Annotated in this window: 16 protein-coding genes and 1 riboswitch; of the genes, 12 read left to right on the plus strand and 4 right to left on the minus strand. The window is 72.3% G+C overall.

From position 1 onward, the window contains the following. Positions 1-101: 101 nt before the first annotated feature. Entirely contained in the window at positions 102-503 is a 402-nt protein-coding gene (locus tag KUM39_RS14500) for a response regulator (protein ID WP_217786027.1), read from the minus strand. A 147-nt stretch (positions 504-650) separates the two neighbouring features. Here KUM39_RS14500 and ctaE point away from each other — a divergent pair, with 147 nt between their 5' ends. From ctaE to KUM39_RS14530, 6 genes are all read left to right on the plus strand, one after another. Next, positions 651-1,271, plus strand: a complete 621-nt coding sequence (ctaE, locus tag KUM39_RS14505; RefSeq protein ID WP_217786028.1) for an aa3-type cytochrome oxidase subunit III — start codon at positions 651-653, stop codon at positions 1,269-1,271. Between the two features lie 60 nt (positions 1,272-1,331). Next, entirely contained in the window at positions 1,332-2,144 is an 813-nt protein-coding gene (gene qcrC / locus KUM39_RS14510; RefSeq protein WP_217786029.1) for a cytochrome bc1 complex diheme cytochrome c subunit, read from the plus strand. After that, positions 2,141-3,199 (plus strand): cytochrome bc1 complex Rieske iron-sulfur subunit, encoded by a 1,059-nt coding sequence (qcrA, locus tag KUM39_RS14515; RefSeq protein WP_217786030.1) that lies wholly within the window; start codon positions 2,141-2,143, stop codon positions 3,197-3,199. Before qcrC ends, qcrA begins: the two co-directional genes overlap by 4 nt. Further along, complete coding sequence (qcrB, locus tag KUM39_RS14520; protein ID WP_217786031.1) at positions 3,196-4,833, plus strand: cytochrome bc1 complex cytochrome b subunit; 1,638 nt, start codon at positions 3,196-3,198, stop codon at positions 4,831-4,833. The genes qcrA and qcrB overlap by 4 nt, the downstream gene beginning before the upstream one ends. Before the next feature lie 145 nt (positions 4,834-4,978). Beyond that, positions 4,979-6,046, plus strand: coding sequence for an anthranilate phosphoribosyltransferase (gene trpD, locus KUM39_RS14525; RefSeq protein ID WP_217786032.1), 1,068 nt, complete (start codon positions 4,979-4,981; stop codon positions 6,044-6,046). A 100-nt stretch (positions 6,047-6,146) separates the two neighbouring features. Continuing rightward, a riboswitch (SAM riboswitch) is annotated at positions 6,147-6,263 on the plus strand. Between the two features lie 200 nt (positions 6,264-6,463). Further along, the gene (locus tag KUM39_RS14530) at positions 6,464-7,843 is read left to right on the plus strand and encodes an aminotransferase class V-fold PLP-dependent enzyme (protein ID WP_217786033.1); all 1,380 of its coding nucleotides are present in this window, start codon (positions 6,464-6,466) and stop codon (positions 7,841-7,843) included. A 50-nt stretch (positions 7,844-7,893) separates the two neighbouring features. Here the strand turns inward: KUM39_RS14530 and KUM39_RS14535 are convergent, their stop codons facing one another. Then, the gene (locus KUM39_RS14535) at positions 7,894-8,175 is read right to left on the minus strand and encodes an Lrp/AsnC family transcriptional regulator (protein ID WP_217786034.1); all 282 of its coding nucleotides are present in this window, start codon (positions 8,173-8,175) and stop codon (positions 7,894-7,896) included. Further along, positions 8,172-8,918 (minus strand): rhomboid family intramembrane serine protease, encoded by a 747-nt coding sequence (locus tag KUM39_RS14540; protein ID WP_217786035.1) that lies wholly within the window; start codon positions 8,916-8,918, stop codon positions 8,172-8,174. Before KUM39_RS14540 ends, KUM39_RS14535 begins: the two co-directional genes overlap by 4 nt. Positions 8,919-9,075: 157 nt before the next feature. On the opposite strand from KUM39_RS14540, the gene KUM39_RS14545 reads away from it, so the two are divergent. The 5 genes from KUM39_RS14545 to KUM39_RS14565 all read left to right on the plus strand — a co-directional run bounded on the left by KUM39_RS14545 (position 9,076) and on the right by KUM39_RS14565 (position 14,498). Beyond that, the gene (locus KUM39_RS14545) at positions 9,076-9,315 is read left to right on the plus strand and encodes a hypothetical protein (RefSeq protein WP_217786036.1); all 240 of its coding nucleotides are present in this window, start codon (positions 9,076-9,078) and stop codon (positions 9,313-9,315) included. A 36-nt stretch (positions 9,316-9,351) separates the two neighbouring features. Next, positions 9,352-10,692, plus strand: a complete 1,341-nt coding sequence (locus tag KUM39_RS14550) for an NYN domain-containing protein (RefSeq protein WP_217786037.1) — start codon at positions 9,352-9,354, stop codon at positions 10,690-10,692. Between the two features lie 308 nt (positions 10,693-11,000). Then, positions 11,001-12,032, plus strand: coding sequence for a C40 family peptidase (locus KUM39_RS14555; protein WP_217786038.1), 1,032 nt, complete (start codon positions 11,001-11,003; stop codon positions 12,030-12,032). Positions 12,033-12,263: 231 nt separating this feature from the next. After that, complete coding sequence (locus tag KUM39_RS14560; RefSeq protein WP_217786039.1) at positions 12,264-13,274, plus strand: C40 family peptidase; 1,011 nt, start codon at positions 12,264-12,266, stop codon at positions 13,272-13,274. A gap of 27 nt (positions 13,275-13,301) precedes the next feature. Then, positions 13,302-14,498 carry a hypothetical protein gene (locus tag KUM39_RS14565; protein ID WP_217786040.1) on the plus strand — a complete coding sequence of 399 codons (1,197 nt, stop codon included), beginning with the start codon at positions 13,302-13,304 and terminating at the stop codon, positions 14,496-14,498. A 30-nt stretch (positions 14,499-14,528) separates the two neighbouring features. Here KUM39_RS14565 and KUM39_RS14570 read toward each other — a convergent pair whose 3' ends face one another. Beyond that, a complete protein-coding gene (locus KUM39_RS14570; RefSeq protein ID WP_217786114.1) occupies positions 14,529-15,854 on the minus strand; it encodes a glycosyltransferase 87 family protein in 1,326 nt (441 codons plus the stop codon). Between the two features lie 67 nt (positions 15,855-15,921). On the opposite strand from KUM39_RS14570, the gene KUM39_RS14575 reads away from it, so the two are divergent. Then, positions 15,922-17,064, plus strand: a complete 1,143-nt coding sequence (locus tag KUM39_RS14575; protein WP_217786041.1) for a glycosyltransferase family 4 protein — start codon at positions 15,922-15,924, stop codon at positions 17,062-17,064. Positions 17,065-17,293 lie beyond the last annotated feature (229 nt).

Below are 17,293 nucleotides of genomic sequence, written 5' to 3' on the forward strand. Positions count from 1 at the left end.
GCCGACGGCCGTGTGAGGTCCGGCGGGACGCGGGCGGTGGGGGCGGGGAAAACCCCCCCGGCCGCCACCGCCCGTCCCTCCCGGCGTCGTTCAGTGGCCGCTCAGGCGCTCAGCAGCCTCTTGCGGCGCAGCAGCGAGGCCAGCGACCCGGCGAACTCCACCGGGTCCACCGGCAGCGTCACCGCCGCGTCCGCCCGGCTCCAGGTGGCCAGCCACGCGTCCTGCGGGCGGCCCATCAGCAGCAGCACCGGCGGGCAGTTGAACACCTCGTCCTTGACCTGGCGGCACAGTCCCATGCCGCCCATCGGCGCGGACTCCCCGTCGAAGACGCAGACGTCGATGCCGCCCTTGTCCAGCTCGGCCACGGCCGCCGCCGGGGTCGCGCACTCCACGAACTCCACCTGCGGCACGTCCGGGGCGGGCCTGCGGCCCGCGGCCAGCCGCACCTGTTCCCGCGTCCCCGCGTCGTCGCTGTAGACCAGGACAGTGGCGGTCGGCTGCATGCTTCCTCCGGGACGTCGGCGTCGTACGGACCAGGGTCGTTCGCAGCGGATGCTACTCCTCCGAACACCACGTCAACACCGGTTCGACCACCGGCAACACTCCGAACGGCACCCCCCGGAGTGAGGGCGGGATAAGCGACCGACATAATGTCGGTCGTGGCGACAGCAACGACAGTAGAAACCGGGCACGCGCACCCGTCGGTCAACCGGCCGAACCTCACCAGCGTCGGAACCATCATCTGGCTGAGTTCCGAGCTGATGTTCTTCGCGGCCCTCTTCGCGATGTACTTCACGCTCCGGTCGGTGACCGGTCAGGCGTACTGGAAGGAGACGGCGCACGCGCTCAACGTGCCCTTCTCCGCGACGAACACCACGATCCTGGTGCTCTCCTCGCTCACCTGCCAGCTCGGCGTCTTCGCCGCCGAGCGCGGTGACGTGAAGAAGCTCCGGGCCTGGTTCAGCGTCACCTTCATCATGGGTGCCATCTTCATCGGCGGTCAGATCTACGAGTACACGGAGCTGGTGAAGAAGGACGGCATCTCGCTGTCCTCCGGTCCGTACGGCTCGGTGTTCTACCTGACCACCGGCTTCCACGGCCTGCACGTGACGGGCGGTCTCATCGCCTTCCTGCTGGTCCTCGGCCGCACCTACGCGGCGAAGAGGTTCACCCACGAGCAGGCGACCGCCGCCATCGTCGTGTCCTATTACTGGCACTTCGTCGATGTGGTCTGGATCGGCCTCTTCGCCACGATCTACCTGATCAAGTAGCGGGCACCGCCCGCACATCCAGAAGCACCGACGCAGAAGATCCTGACACCGGGGTAATCCGTGAAAAAGCTCTCCGCACGACGACGCCATCCGCTGGCGGCGCTCGTCGTCCTACTCCTCGCGCTGGCGGCCACCGGGGGGCTGTACGCCGCGTTCGCGCCCGCGGGCGCCGCGCAGGCCGACGAAACCTCCCAGTCCCTGAAGATCGAGCAGGGCAAGAAGCTCTACGAGGTCGGCTGCGCCAGCTGCCACGGCACCGGTGGCCAGGGCTCCTCCAACGGCCCGAGCCTGGTGGGCGTGGGCGCCGCGGCGGTGGACTTCCAGGTCGGCACCGGCCGGATGCCCGCCGCGACCACCGAGGGACCGCAGGTCGTCGCCAAGAAGAACATCTACACGCAGGACCAGATCGACCAGCTCGCCGCGTACATCGCGTCGCTGGGCGCCGGCCCGAGCGTGCCGACGAAGCAGGACTACGACCCGGCCGGCGGCGACATCGCCAAGGGCGGCGAACTGTTCCGCACCAACTGCGCCCAGTGCCACAACTTCACCGGCAAGGGCGGCGCCCTCACCAAGGGCAAGTTCGCGCCGACCCTCGAAGGCGTCGCACCCCAGCACATCTACGAGGCCATGCAGACCGGCCCGCAGAACATGCCGTCCTTCCCGGACACCACGCTGACGCAGAAGAACAAGCAGGACATCATCGCGTACCTGCACGCGATCGACAGCCCGGAGACCACGCAGCCCGGCGGTATGGACCTGGGCGGCCTCGGGCCGGTCACCGAGGGTCTGTTCGCCTGGATCTTCGGTCTCGGCGCGCTGATCGCGGTAGCCGTCTGGGTCGCCGCTCGGACCGCAAAGGCCAAGAAGTCATGAGTAGCCAAGACATGCCAGAAGAGAACCTGCCCGCCGCGCAGGACCACCCGCACGGTGCCGTGAGCGTCGCGGACGAGGAGCACCCCTTCTCGGACCCCGGACTCCCGCCCCACGAGCACCGCATCCAGGACATCGACGAGCGCGCCGCCAAGCGGTCCGAGCGCGTCGTGGCCCTGCTGTTCACGATCTCGATGCTGGCCACCGTCGGCTTCATCGTGTCGTACGTGACGATCCCGCACGACAAGTCGATCTTCGTCTTCCCGATCGGTCACATCAGCGCGCTGAACTTCGCGCTCGGTCTGACCCTCGGCGCGGCGCTGTTCTGCATCGGCGCGGGCGCGGTCCACTGGGCCCGCACGCTGATGTCGGACGAGGAGGTCGCCTCCGAGCGCCACGCGATCTCGGCCCCGGCCGAGGTCCGCGCGCAGGTCCACGCGGACTTCAAGCAGGGTGCCAAGGAGTCGGCGCTCGGCCGCCGCAAGCTGATCCGGAACACGATGTTCGGCGCGCTCACCCTGGTGCCGCTCTCCGGTGTGATGCTGCTGCGCGACCTCGGTCCGCTGCCCGGCACCTCGCTGCGCCACACCCTGTGGGCCAAGGGCAAGCTCCTGGTCAACATGAACACGAACCAGCCGCTGCGTCCCGAGGACGTCGTCGTCGGTTCGCTCACCTTCGCCAAGCCCGAGGGGCTTGAGGAGGCCAGCGAGGACTTCCAGAACGAGATCGCCAAGTCCGCCCTGATGATCATCCGGCTCCAGCCGAAGGACATCAAGGACAAGCGCGAACTGGACTGGGCGCACGACGGGATCGTGGCGTTCTCCAAGATCTGCACCCACGTCGGCTGCCCGATCTCGCTGTACGAGCAGCAGACGCACCACGTGCTCTGCCCGTGCCACCAGTCCACCTTCGACCTTTCCGACGGTGCCCGAGTGATCTTCGGCCCGGCCGGTCACGCCCTGCCGCAGCTCCGCATCGGTGTGAACGACGAGGGCTATCTCGAAGCGCTCGGCGACTTCGACGAGCCCGTCGGTCCTGCATTCTGGGAGCGCGGATGAGCACTGCGACCAACGACGAGTCCCGCGCACGCGGGAAGGCACCGGCCGGCGAGCGGATCGCCGACTGGGCCGACGGCCGGCTCGGGATCTACTCCCTGGCCAAGGCCAACATGCGGAAGATCTTCCCCGACCACTGGTCGTTCATGCTGGGCGAAGTCTGCATGTACAGCTTCCTCATCATCATCCTGACCGGTGTCTATCTGACGCTGTTCTTCCACCCGTCGATGAACGAGGTGGAGTACCACGGCAGTTACGTCCCGCTCCAGGGACAGCTGATGTCCGAGGCGTTCAACTCGACCCTGCACATCTCGTTCGACGTGCGCGGTGGCCTGCTCATCCGGCAGATCCACCACTGGGCCGCGCTGATCTTCCTCGCGGGCATGTTCGTGCACATGATGCGCGTGTTCTTCACCGGTGCGTTCCGCAAGCCGCGTGAGATCAACTGGCTGTTCGGCTTCCTGCTGTTCGTCCTGGGCATGTTCACCGGCTTCACCGGTTACTCGCTCCCGGACGACCTGCTCTCCGGCACCGGTGTGCGCTTCACCGAGGGCGCGATCCTGTCCATGCCGATCGTCGGCACGTACATCTCGTTCTTCCTCTTCGGCGGGCAGTTCCCCGGCCACGACTTCGTGGCCCGGTTCTACTCGATCCACATCCTGCTGCTGCCGGGCATCATGCTCGGCCTGATGGTGGGCCACCTGATCCTGGTCTTCTACCACAAGCACACGCAGTTCGCGGGTCCGGGCAAGACCGAGAAGAACGTCGTCGGCATGCCGCTGCTGCCGGTCTACATGGCCAAGGCCGGAGGCTTCTTCTTCCTGGTCTTCGGTGTCATCGCGGTCATCGCGGCGATCACGCAGATCAACCCGATCTGGGCGATGGGCCCCTACCGGCCCGACCAGGTCTCCACCGGCGCCCAGCCCGACTGGTACATGGGCTTCGCCGAGGGTCTGGTCCGCTACATGCCCGGCTGGGAGATCAACTTCTGGGGCCACACCCTCGTCCTGGGCGTGTTCATCCCGCTGGTCCTCTTCGGCCTGGTGCTCGGCGTGATCGCGCTGTACCCGTTCATCGAGTCCTGGGTCACCGGCGACAAGGACGAGCACCACATCCTGGACCGCCCGCGCAACGCCCCGACCCGTACGGCCTTCGGTGTCGCCTGGGTGACGGTCTACATGATCGGACTGGTCGGCGGTGGCAACGACATCATCGCCACCCACTTCCACCTGTCGATCAACGACGTGACCTGGTTCGTCCGGATCTTCTTCTTCGCCGGACCGGTCATCGGCTTCATCGTCACCAAGCGGATCTGCCTCGCGCTCCAGCGCCGCGACCGCGACAAGGTGCTGCACGGCCGCGAGACCGGCATCATCAAGCGCCTGCCGCACGGTGAGTTCATCGAGATCCACGAGGGACTCAGCCAGGAGCAGCTGCACACCCTGACCGCCCACCACCAGTACGAGCCCGCCGAGATCGGCGCGACGGTGGACGAGAACGGTGTCGAGCGCAAGGTCCCGGCGGGCGAGAAGCTGCGCGCCAAGCTCAGCAACGCGTACTACGGCGAGGACAACCAGATCCCCAAGCCGACCGTCGAGGAGTACAAGGAGATCACGAGCGGCCACGGCCACCACTGATCCTCCGCGTCGCCACACCACGCCGAAGGGCCCCGTCCGCACCAGCGGGCGGGGCCCTTCGCCGTGTCCGGGGCGGGCCGGGGCGCTGGATAGGGTGGGGAGCACACGGGACCGGCGTCAGGTCCCACGACACCCAGGAGCGACCATGAGCGCTGTGACCCCCGGCGGCGGCGACACCGCGGCGGGCCGCTCCTGGCCCGTGCTGCTGAACGGTCTGCTGGACGGGCGCGACCTGTCCGCCGACGACACCGCCTGGGCGATGGACCTCATCATGAGCGGCGAGGCCACCGACGCGCAGATCGCCGGGTTCATGGTCGCGCTGCGCGCCAAGGGCGAGACGGTGCAGGAGATCACCGGTCTGGTCCGCACCATGTACGCGCACGCCAACACCATCGAGGTGCCCGGCCCGGCCGTGGACATCGTCGGCACCGGCGGCGACGGGGCCAGGACCGTCAACATCTCCACCATGTCCGCGATCGTGGTCGCCGGGACCGGCACCAAGGTCGTCAAGCACGGCAACCGGGCCGCGTCCTCCGCCTCCGGCTCCTCCGACGTGCTGGAGAAGCTGGGCATCAACCTCGGGCTCACCCCGCGGCGGGTCGCCGAGGTCGCCGAGGAGGCGGGCATCACCATCTGCTTCGCCGTCAGATTCCACCCCTCGCTGCGTCATGTGGCCGCCGCACGCGGCCAGTTGGGCATCCGTACGACCTTCAACGTGCTGGGCCCGCTGACCAACCCGGCGCAGGTCCGCTCCCAGGCGGTCGGCGTCGCGGACCCCCGGATGGCGCCGATCGTCGCCGGGGTGCTCGCGGAACGGGGCAACTCCTCGCTGGTGTTCCGGGGCGACGACGGACTGGACGAGCTGACCACCACGGCCACGTCACGGGTCTGGGTGGTGCGGGACGGCAAGGCGGTCGAGGAGCACTTCGACCCGCGCCGGGTCGGTCTCGACCTGGTCCCCGTGGAGGCGCTCCGGGGCGGTGACGCCGCGCACAACGCGGAGGTGGCCCGCCGGGTCCTCGACGGCGAGCGCGGCCCGGTCCGGGACGCGGTGCTGCTCAACGCCGCCGCCGCGCTGGTCGCCCTCGACGCCACGGGCACCGCCCCGCTGGCCGAGCGGCTGCGGGCCGGGATGGACCGCGCGGCCGAGTCCATCGATTCCGGCGCGGCCGGACGGTCCCTGGAGCGGTGGGTGGCGGCCAGCAACGCCTGACGCCTCCGTCGCTCCGCGGCTTCTCCACGCGCGCGAGGCGCGGTCCCAGCATCCGGACCGCGCCTTGCGCGCGTGGGGCGGTGTGGCAGGATACGAGCCAGGTCATGAGTGACAGCCATCAGGCCCCGGCCGGCTGTCCGGCAACCCTCCGTCCGTGGCGGGGTGCTCCGGGTGAGGACCAGGTCGTAGGCAGCGAGGTCTACGGCAAGCGCGGACCCCTCGCGCGCTTCGTGGCGAAGCGCGGGGCCAGGGGTCTTGGTCGTACGAGGGAGAGTTCTTCCGTGACGAAGCGAATGATCTAGGGCCGGTAGCGCCCCGCCTCCGCACACCCTTTTTCTTCCGTCCTTCCGCACTCCACCCCTGCTTGAGCCCTGTCTGCTCGCGGGTGGATTCGCCGTTTCCACAAGGGAGTTCGCCATGTCCGTCGCCACCGCCCAGCCGCTCACCGCCCCCGCTGCCTCGTCCGCCGCCGTCGCCCCGCTGCCCGTGCTCGGGCGGGACGTCAGCGTGCCGCTCGTCACCGGCGGCGAGGTCGGGTACGCGGCGCTCGACTACGCGGCCAGCGCGCCCGCGCTCCAGCGGGTCTGGGACGACGTGGCCGCCTACGCGCCGTACTACGGCAGCGTGCACCGGGGTGCCGGGTACCTCTCGCAGCTCTCCACCGACCTGTTCGAGAACGCCCGCCGGACGGTCGCGGACTTCCTCGGCTGCCGGGACACCGACCACGTCGTCTTCACCCGGTCCACCACCGACTCGCTGAACCTGCTGGCCCACGCGCTGCCCGTCGGGTGCGAGGTGTTCGTCTTCGAGACCGAGCACCACGCCGCCCTGCTGTCCTGGCGCGGGGCGCGGGTCACCTTCCTCGACGCGCCCCGCACCCCCGGGCAGGCGGTCGAGACGCTGGAGCGGGCCCTCGCCGCACGGGACCCGCACGGCCCGGCACTGGTCTGCGTCACCGGTGCCTCCAATGTCACCGGCGAGCTGTGGCCGGTGCGCGAACTGGCCGCCACCGCCCACGCGCACGGCGCCCGGATCGTGCTGGACGCCGCCCAGCTCGCCCCGCACCACCCGGTCTCCGTGACCGGTCTGGACGTGGACTGGGTCGCCTTCTCCGGGCACAAGCTGTACGCGCCGTTCGGCTCCGGGGTGCTCGCCGGGCGCGCCGACTGGCTGACGGCGGCCGAGCCGTACCTCGCGGGCGGCGGCGCCAGCCGTACGGTCGCCCGGCGCGCGGACGGGGGCGTGGACGTGGAGTGGCACGAGAGCACCGCCCGGCACGAGGCCGGGTCCCCGAACGTCATCGGCGCCTACGCCATCGCCTCCGCCTGCACCGCGCTCACCGAGGCGGGCTTCGCCGCGCTGGCCGCCCGTGAGGGGGAGCTGGTCGCCCGGCTGCGGGCGGGGCTCGCGGAGGTGCCCGAGGTGCGGGTGCTGTCGCTGTTCGGGGAGGACGCCCCGCGTGTGGGGGTGCTGTCCTTCGTGGTCGAGGGCTGGAACAGCTCGCACTTCGCCGCCGCGCTCTCCGCCGAGTACGGCATCGGGGTGCGGGACGGGCTGTTCTGCGCCCACCCGCTGGTGCGGACGCTGCTCGGCGGCGACCCCGGTGAGGCGGGGGAGTGCGGGGCGCCGGAGGGGGCGCCCGGTGAGCGGTCGCTGAACGCGATCCGGGTCAGCTTCGGCGCGGGCACCCCGGACGAGCACGTCGAGCGGTTCGTCAACGCCGTGCGGGAACTGGTCACGCGGGGCGCGCGGTGGACGTACCGGACCGAGGGCGGGCGGTGCGTCCCGGCGGTCTGACGCCCGGTCCGTGCTCCGGGCCCGGTCTCAGCGGGAGGCGGGGCCCGGCGTCAGGAGTCGAGCCCGATGGCGAAGGCGGCTTCCAGGTCGTGCTGGGAGTACGTCCGGAACGCGACGTGGGTGTCCGTGCCGAGGACGCCGGGGATCTTGCTGATGCTGCCGGGGATGACCTCGGCGAGGTCCTCGTGGCGGGCGACGCGGACCATCGCGATCAGGTCGTAGGTGCCCGTGACGGAGAAGACCTCGCTCACCGAGTCCAGCGCGGCGATCCGCTCCGCGATCTCGGGGATGCGGTCCACGCTGGTCTTGATCAGGACGATCGCGGTGATCACGACGGGTTCTCTCCCTCGGCTGCCGGGGCCACGGTGGCGGCCCTCACTCTAGCCGGGCGGCCGAAGCGGGCCCACGCGTAGCCGAGCCCGAGACCGAAGCCGATCAGGTGGGCGAGGTAGGCGACGCCCGGCCCCTCGTCGGCGCGGCCCGCCGAGAGCCACTGGAGGGTCACCCAGAACGGCAGCACCACCCAGGCCGGGAAGCGCACCGGGACGAAGAAGAGGAACGGCAGCAGGCTGGTCACCCGGGCGCGCGGGAAGAGGGGGAGGAACGCGCCGAGCACCGCCGCGATCGCCCCGGACGCGCCCACCAGGGACTGCCCGGAGTGCAGGTTCGCGGCGGCGTACCCGACCAGCGCCAGATAGCCGCAGCCGACGTAGAACAGGGTGTACTCGACGCGGCCCATGCGTTCCTCGGTCATCGGACCGAAGACGAAGAGGAACAGCATGTTGCCCAGCAGATGCACCCAGCTCCCGTGCACGAACAGCGCGGTGAACGGGGTCAGCGCGGCGCGCGGCGACCCGGCGAACAGCTCGGCCGGGACCACCCCCCAGTGCCGGAAGTACGCCCGCTGCGCCGACTCCAGCGCGGTCCCGGTGCCGTAGCCGGGGACCAGCCCGGAGGCGGGGCCGAGCGCGAAGATCAGGACGCACAGCCCCATCAGCACGCACGTCATCGGCGCCCGGCCGTCCCGGACCGCGCCTACGGTGCGGACGGCCGCCGTCCGCCAAGTGGTGATCATGACTACAGAGCATGACGTAAGGGGCGCAACCGCACAGACTGCCTCGCCGCCGTGGACGGACGGGCGGCGGCACCCCCGCAGGCCGTAGGGTTACGAGCCATACGCGTCGCCCGCGCGGCGCGGACGAGGATCTCCGAGAAGGAAGCGAAGGAGCACGATGACGGTTCCCCTGCCGACCGCCACGACGCGCTGGCGCTGCACCCTCTGCGGCAACCTGACCCGGTTCGACGTGACCCGTTCCTCCCGTGTCGTGGAGTACGTTCACCTCGACCTCGCCGGGGAGCCCGGTGTGGAGGAGCGCGAGGTGGTCAGTGAGACCATCGAATCGGTCCGCTGCCGCTGGTGCAACGCGGTGGATCAGGTGGAACTGGTGGACAGGCCGGGCGCCGACTCCTGAGCGGAGCGGCCCCCGCGGACTAGTGGGGTGTGACGGATGGCTCAGACCGCGAGCGGGCCGGGCGACGGCACCGCCGAGGTGCTCGACCGTCCGCTGCCCGACGGCGTGCGGCGCCGGGTGGTGCAGATCGTCTCGGACGGCTTCGGCACCCTCACCGTCACCGAACTCCCGGCCCAGCTGCGGCAGTACGCCCGGTTCACCCCCACCCGGCGCGCCAAGTTCGCGGGCAACGCGATGGCGGCGGCGCTGGAGACCGACACGCTCTTCCGGCAGCGCATCGGGGAGAAGTTCCGCGAGGCACAGCCCGAACTCGCCGGGGCGCTCGACTCCGGCGCGCCGCCGCCCGCCGCCGACCCGCTGGACGTCGCGGCGGCTGCCTACGTGCTGCGCCCGGCGGGCTGGGTCAAGCTGGTCACCGCCGCCGGTGAGGAGGTGCAGCGGGCCGACGCCGAGCGCGCCGACGAGGAGAGCCGCGCCGAACTGGACCGGCTCCGCGAGGAGGTGGCCCGCGCCCGCGAGCACACCCGCGCCGAGGCCGAGCGGCTGCGCGCCGAACTGGACGCGGCAAAACGGGAGGGCGAGGCGCTGCACCGCAAACTGCGGGCCGCGCTCAGCGACGTACGGCGCGGTGAGGCCGCGCTGCGCAAGGCGCACGCCGACGCCGAGACCGCGCGGACCGAGGGGCAGGCGCAGCTCTCCGCCGCCGAGAGCGAGTCCCGGCGGCTCAAGGCCCGCCTCGGGGAGTCCGAGGCCGCGCTGGAGGCCGCCCGGCGCGCCGCCCGCGAGGGCCGCAGCGTGGAGGACATGCGCGTACGGCTGCTGCTGGACACCCTGCTGGACGCCACCCAGGGGCTGCGCCGCGAGCTGGCGCTGCCGCCGGTCTCCGTGCGCCCCGCCGAGACCGTGGACGCCGTCGAGCCGGGCCGGATGACCCCGAAGGACATCGCCGCCCGCGCGCTGTCCGAGCACGACCCGGCGATCCTGGACCAGTTGCTCGAACTCCCGCAGGCGCACCTGGTGGTGGACGGCTACAACGTCACCAAGACGGGCTATCCGCAGATGCCGCTGGAGAAGCAGCGCCTCCGGCTCCTCGGGCAGCTCTCCGCGCTCGCCGGGCGCACCCGCGCCGAGGTGACGTGCGTCTTCGACGGCGCCGAACTGGCCGCCCCGGTGCTGCTGGCGCCGCCGCGCGGGGTGCGGGTGCTGTTCTCCAAGCCCGGTGTCACCGCCGACGAGCTGATCCGCCAGCTGGTGCGCGCCGAACCGCCGGGCCGACCGGTGATCGTCGCCTCCACCGACCGCGAGGTCGCGGACGGCGTCGCGCGCGCCGGGGCCCGCCCGGTGGCCTCCGCGGTCCTTCTCAAGCGCCTGACCTGAAGCGGGCGCCTGTCCTGAAGCGGGCGCCCGACCGGAAGCGGCGCCTCTCCCGTGCTTGTCCTGAATACGGGATTCCTGTCCGGATTCCGTCCCTGAAGGCGCGACTCGACCGCGCATGGTCCGAATTGCCCGAACCTTCACGCGACGTAGCGTCAATCGGACATCACCACACGTGAGTTATGTGCAAAGAATGCATTGCGTGAGCGGATTTTTCGCCGCCGGGATTTGAACTGATCACAACCAGGTCACTAGGGTCTGGGTTCGAACCTCCGAGCGGGTGATCACTCACAAGAAGGAGTTCGTACTCCGTGGCGTCCCATCGTCGATCCAAGCAGCCGAGCCGCACACGCGTGACCGTGCTGACCACAGCGGCAGCCGCCGCCGTCGTACTCAGCGCGAACGCGGCCAACGCCGCCCCGAGCGCCAAGCCGGGGAAGGACGAGGTCAAGGCGAAGATCGACAACCTGTACGAGCAGGCCGAGCAGGCCACCGAGAAGTACAACGGCGCCAAGGAGAAGCAGCAGAAGCTGCAGAAGGAGATCTCCACGATCCAGGACAACGTCGCGCGGGGTCAGCAGGACCTCAACAAGCTGCGCGACGGCCTGGGTTCGCTCGCCAGCGCGCAGTACCGCTCCGGCGGCATCGACCCCTCGGTCCAGCTGTTCCTGTCGGCCGACCCGGACGACTACCTCGACAAGGCGTCCACGCTCGACCAGTTGAGCAGCCAGCAGGTCGAGGCGCTGAAGAAGATCCAGGACAAGCAGCGCGAACTCGCCCAGGAACGCGCCGAGGCCACCGAGAAACTCAAGGACCTCGACGCCACCCGCACCGAGCTGGGCAAGCAGAAGAAGACGGTCCAGGGCAAGCTCGCCGACGCGCAGCGGCTGCTCAACAGCATGACCGCCAAGGAGAAGGCCGACCTGGCCGCCCAGCAGGAGCGGGCCAGCCGGTCCTCCACCGAGCGCGTCGACCTCGGTGACACCCCGCCCGCCTCCGGCCGCGCCGCCGCCGCGTTCGCCGCCGCCCAGGGCCGCATCGGCTCCCCGTACGTCTACGGCGCCTCCGGCCCCTCCTCGTTCGACTGCTCGGGCCTGACCTCCTGGGCGTACGCCCAGGCCGGTGTCTCCATCCCGCGCACCTCCGAGGCCCAGGCCACCATCGGCCCGCACCTCTCCATGAGCCAACTCCAGGTCGGCGACCTGGTGTTCTTCTACGGCGACCTGCACCACGTCGGCCTCTACGCGGGCAACGGCCAGGTGCTGCACGCCCCGCACACCGGCGCCGTCGTCCGCTACGAGGCGATCGGCAACATGCCGTTCCAGTTCGGCGTCCGCGTCTGACCCGCCGTACCCCGGAAATCCGTCGCCGCGACACGTCGGCGAGCGCCCGAACGGGCGAATCACGGTGACCCGAACCGACTCCACGCCCCGCCGGTGACCTGCGTCAGCGACGGGGCGTCCGGTTTGCCCCCGCCACCGGGTCGTTGGCCCGCCCCCCTCCGCGGCGCTACTGTCTGCCGCGTTTCCCCGGCGCCGGGGAAACGGCCGCAGTCCGCCAGCGGAAGGACATCCGTGGGGTCCCATCGCCGTTCCGCACCGTCCGGTCTCGACCGGGGCACCGGTGCCGCCCTCTGCGCGCTGTCGGCCGCCGCCGCGGCCCTGGGCGCCGTACCGGCCGACGCCGCTCCCGGCGGCGGACGCGCCGAGGTGGACCGGCTCTACGCCGAGGCCGAGAGCGCCACCCAGGACTACGACCGGGCCGACGAACGCGCCGGAGTCCTGCGCCGCGAGATCCGGCAGGACCAGGACCGCATCGCCCGGCAGCAGCAGCGCGTCAACGACCTGCGGGAATCGCTCGGTTCACTCGCCGGGGCCGAGTACCGCTCCGGCGGGGTGGACCCGGCCGTCGCGCTGTTCTTCTCCGCGCACCCCGACGACTACCTCGACAGGGCCACCGCCCTCGACCGGGTCGGGCAGCGGCAGGCCGGACGGCTCCGCGAACTCCGCTCCGCACTGCGCGGACTCGCCCAGGACCGCGCCGAGGCCGAGGACCGGCTCACCGACCTGGAGCGCAGCCGCAAGCAGGTGGCCGCCCACAAACGCACCGTCGAGGGCAAACTCGCCCGGGCCCAGCGGCTGCTCGCCGCACTGCCCGCCGCCGAACGCGACGCCTGGGGCCGCGCCTCCCGCTCCGGCCGGGACGCGCTCCCCGCGCCCAGCGGCGACGGCGCCCCCGACGCCCGCGCCGCCGCCGCGGTGGCCGCCGCCCGCACCGCCCTCGGCCGCCCCTACGTCTGGGGCGCCAACGGGCCCACCGGCTTCGACTGTTCCGGCCTCATGCAGTGGTCGTACGCCCACGCCGGGGTCCAGCTGCCCCGCACCTCCCAGGAGCAGCGCTCCGCGGGCCGCCGCGTCCCGCTCTCCGAGGCCCGCCCCGGCGACCTCGTCGTCTACCGCTCCGACGCCAGCCACGTCGGCATGTACGTCGGCCACGGCCAGGTCATCCACGCCCCCTATCCGGGCGCCCCGGTGCGCTACGACCCGGTCGGCATGATGCCGATCTCCTCGGTCACCCGTCCCTGACCCGCACCCGGCCCGTACGATCGTCGAATGGCCGGCAGCCGAGGTGCGCGACGGGCCGCGACCGCCGCGGCCCTCTGCGCCCTGCTCGCGCCCGTCCTCGCCGGGTGCGGCGGGCGCGCGGCGGCCGACCCCGCGCGCGGCGAGGTGCAGCGGCTCCTGGACCGCCGCTCCGCCGCCCTGCTCCGGCACGACGAGCACGCCTACGGCGACACCGGCACCCGCACCGGGTACGCCAGGCTCCACGCCCTGCCGCTGGTCTCCTGGACGTACCGGATCACCGCGCTGCGCCTGGACGGCTCCGACGCCACCGCCGACGCCGACCTCGGCTACCGGATCTCCGGCTACGACAGCGCCCCCATCGACGCCCGCCGCACCCTCACCCTGGCCCGCACCGCGAACGGCGGCTGGTACGTCACCGCCGACCGGCCCGCCTCCGGCGCCGGACAGCAGCTGTGGGACCAGGGCACCGTCACCGCCGTGCGCGGCAGCCACAGCCTGGTCCTGGGCGCCGGGCGGCCCGCCGCCGAGCTGCGCGCCTACGCCCGGCTCGCCGACCGCGCCGTCCCGGCCGTCTCCCGCGAGTGGGGCTCGCGCTGGCCCCGCCGGGTCGTCGTCCTGGTCCCCGCGACCCTTCAGGACATGGCCCGGCTGCTCGGCGCGCCCGCCTCCGACTACCGGGGCATCGCCGCCGTCACCACCGGCGAGGCGGGCGGCTCCGGGCGCACCCCGGCGGACCGGGTGGTCGTCAACCCCGAGGCGTACGCGCTCCTCGGCGACGTCGGCAAGCAGGTCGTGCTCACCCACGAGACCACCCATGTCGCCACCCGCGCCGACACCGGCCCCGCCACCCCGCTCTGGCTCTCCGAGGGCTACGCCGACTGGACCGGCTACCTCGCCACCGGCCGCACCCCCACCGAGGTCGCCCCCGAACTCGCCCGCGCCGTCCACGACGACCGCGAGCCCGAAACCCTGCCCGCCGACCGGGACTTCAGGTTCAGCAGCGACCCCGTGAAGCTCGCCCAGGCGTACGAGAGCGGCTGGCTGGCCTGCCGGATGATCGCCGACCGCTGGGGCGCCGACCGGCTCGGCGCCTTCTACCGCGCGGTCGGCACCCACCCGCGGCGCACCGGTGCCGTCGAGGACGCGCTGCACTCCGTGCTGGACACCGACCAGCGGGCGTTCACCGCACAGTGGCGGGCCTACGTGCGGGAGCAACTGGGCTGAGCGGTACGGGACGTGCTCCCGCGCCCCACCTCAGACGGCCGGGGCGACCGCCGGACCCGCCACCGGCACCGTCGCCCGCCACAGCACGCGGGCCGACCACAGGCCCGCCGCGACCAGCAGCCCGTTCCGCAGGAACAGCAGGGTCAGCCCGTACGCGTCGCTCGCCACCACGTGCCCGAACCCGGAGGGGAACTCCAGCGCGGTCAGCGCGGTCGCGGCCAGCACCAGCAGGGCCGGGCCGCCCATCGCGCTCCCGGTGAAGCACAGGCAGACGGCGGCCAGCCCCAGCAGCCACAGCAGATACTGCGGGCTGATCACCCGGCTGGTCACCGTGGACAGCAGAACGGCGGTGAACGCCGCGTCCGCCAGCACCCGCGGGGTGAACCGGCGGGCCCGCAGCCGCCACAGCAGCAGCCAGCCGAACACCGCCCCGGTCAGCGCCAGCGCCAGCGTGCTCACCACGTCCACGTACGGGCCGACGAACTCGATCGAGCCGTAGTTCAGCAGCACCTGACCGGACCAGCCGAACCACCGGGCCACATGGAAGACCAGGCCGCCCAGCGACTCCACCTCCGTGCCCCGGTCCCGCTGGAAGGTGAGGAACGCGAACGCGCCCGGCATGGCCAGCGTGAACACCAGCGCCGTCCCGGCCGCCGTCACCGCCGCCGACGCCCAGGCGCGCGGCTTGTCCGAGCCGAGCAGCAGCAGCACCGGCCACACCTTCAGCAGCGCGCCGAACGCGGCCAGCGCGCCCAGCAGCCTGGGGTGCCGGACGCCCGCGAGGAGAGCGGCCACCGCGACCGCCGTCACCATCAGGTCGTAGCGGGCGTAGCCGGTCGGGCCGAGCAGCGGCACGCCCGCGATCCAGAACCACACCCCGCGCCCGGAGCGGTCCGGGGCGCGGCCCGCGCGCAGCAGCATCACCAGCACGGCCAGGTCCGCGAGGGCCACCAGGACGACGAAGGCGTGCAGGTACGACAGGAACGGCAGCAGGCCGGGGGAGAGGACGGGGAGCGCGGCGGCGGGCGGGTACTGCCAGGTCACGTCCGCCAGCGGGAAGGTGCCGTGCCGGAGCACGTCGTACCAGCCCCGGTAGATCACCGAGACGTCCGAGGTGACGTCCACGCCGGGGACCGGCAGAACGCGCAGGACCATCAGGACGACGAGGACGCGCGTCGCGCACCAGGCGAGCGCGGCCGGGACGACGCGGGGCCGCACCGGGGTCCCGGTCCCGGCCGCGCCGCCCGCCGTCCCCGGCGCGCCGGGTGCCGTGCCCCGCGGTGCTCCGGCCGTGGCGTCCACCCCTGCCGTCGTGTCCACCCGTGCGTACCGTCCGTCCCGTGTCCCGAGCGTCATGGTGCCCGCGCCGCCGCGCGCGGGCGCGGAGGCGGGGCCGAAGGGCTGCCCGGTAGGGTCGGCCGCGATGCACAAGACCTTGATCGTGACCAACGACTTCCCGCCCCGGCCGGGCGGCATCCAGGCGTTCCTGCACAACATGGCGCTGCGCCTGGACCCCGCGCGGCTGGTCGTCTACGCCTCGACCTGGAAGCGGGACGAGCCGCGCACCGGGGCCACGGCCGCGTTCGACGCCGAGCAGCCCTTCACCGTCGTCCGCGATCGTACGACGATGCTACTGCCCACTCCCGCCGTGACCCGGCGGGCCGTCGGGCTGCTCCGCGAACACGGGTGCACCTCCGTGTGGTTCGGGGCCGCCGCGCCGCTCGGCCTGATGGCACCCGCGCTGCGGGCGGCCGGGGCGGAGCGGCTGGTCGCCACGACCCACGGCCACGAGGCGGGGTGGGCGCAACTGCCCGCCGCCCGCCAACTGCTGCGGCGCATCGGGGAGTCCACGGACACGATGACCTACCTCGGGGAGTACACCCGGTCCCGGATCGCGGGCGCGCTGACTCCCGCCGCCGCCGGTCGGATGGTCCAACTGCCGCCCGGTGTCGATGAGAAGACCTTCCATCCCGGTTCCGGTGGCGCCGAGGTCCGGGCGCGGCTCGGGCTCACCGACCGGCCCGTCGTGGTGTGCGTCTCGCGGCTCGTGCCGCGCAAGGGGCAGGACACCCTGATCCGGGCCATGCCCGCGGTCCTCGCGTCCGTGCCGGACGCGGTGCTGCTGATCGTCGGCGGCGGGCCCTACGAGGCGGATCTGCGCCGCCTCGCCCACGACACCGGTGTCTCCGCCTCCGTCCGCTTCACCGGTGCCGTCCCCTGGGCCGACCTGCCCGCCCACTACGGTGCCGGTGACGTCTTCGCCATGCCCTGCCGCACCCGGCGGCGCGGTCTCGACGTCGAGGGTCTCGGCATCGTCTACCTGGAAGCCTCCGCCACCGGCCTCCCCGTCATCGCCGGTGACTCCGGCGGCGCCCCGGACGCGGTCCTCGACGGTGAGACCGGCTGGATCGTCCGCGGTTCCTCCCCCTCCGACTCCGCCGACCGCATCGTGACCCTCCTGGACGACGCCGAGCTGCGCCGCCGCATGGGCGCACGGGGACGCGCCTGGGTCGAGGAACGCTGGCGCTGGGATCTGCTCGCGGGGCGCCTGGAGGGGTTGCTGTAGCCCCTTGAGGGGCGCGGGGAACTGCGCGAGCAACTCCGGTACGGGGTGCCGATGAAGCCGGGGCGCAGACCGACTCCCCAGGGGCGCGGGGAACTGCGCGACCAGCCACGTACGACGTGCACGTGAGCGGCGTTGTTGCGGGCCGGGCGGGGCAACAGGCGCTGCTCGCTGGGAGGTGGCCGCCGCGCCCACCCGTGCCGCCCCTGGCGGCACGCCTGCCCGCAGCTCA

This window comes from Streptomyces corallincola (assembly GCF_019104725.1).
GTDB classification, from domain to species: Bacteria; Actinomycetota; Actinomycetes; order Streptomycetales; family Streptomycetaceae; genus Streptomyces; species Streptomyces corallincola.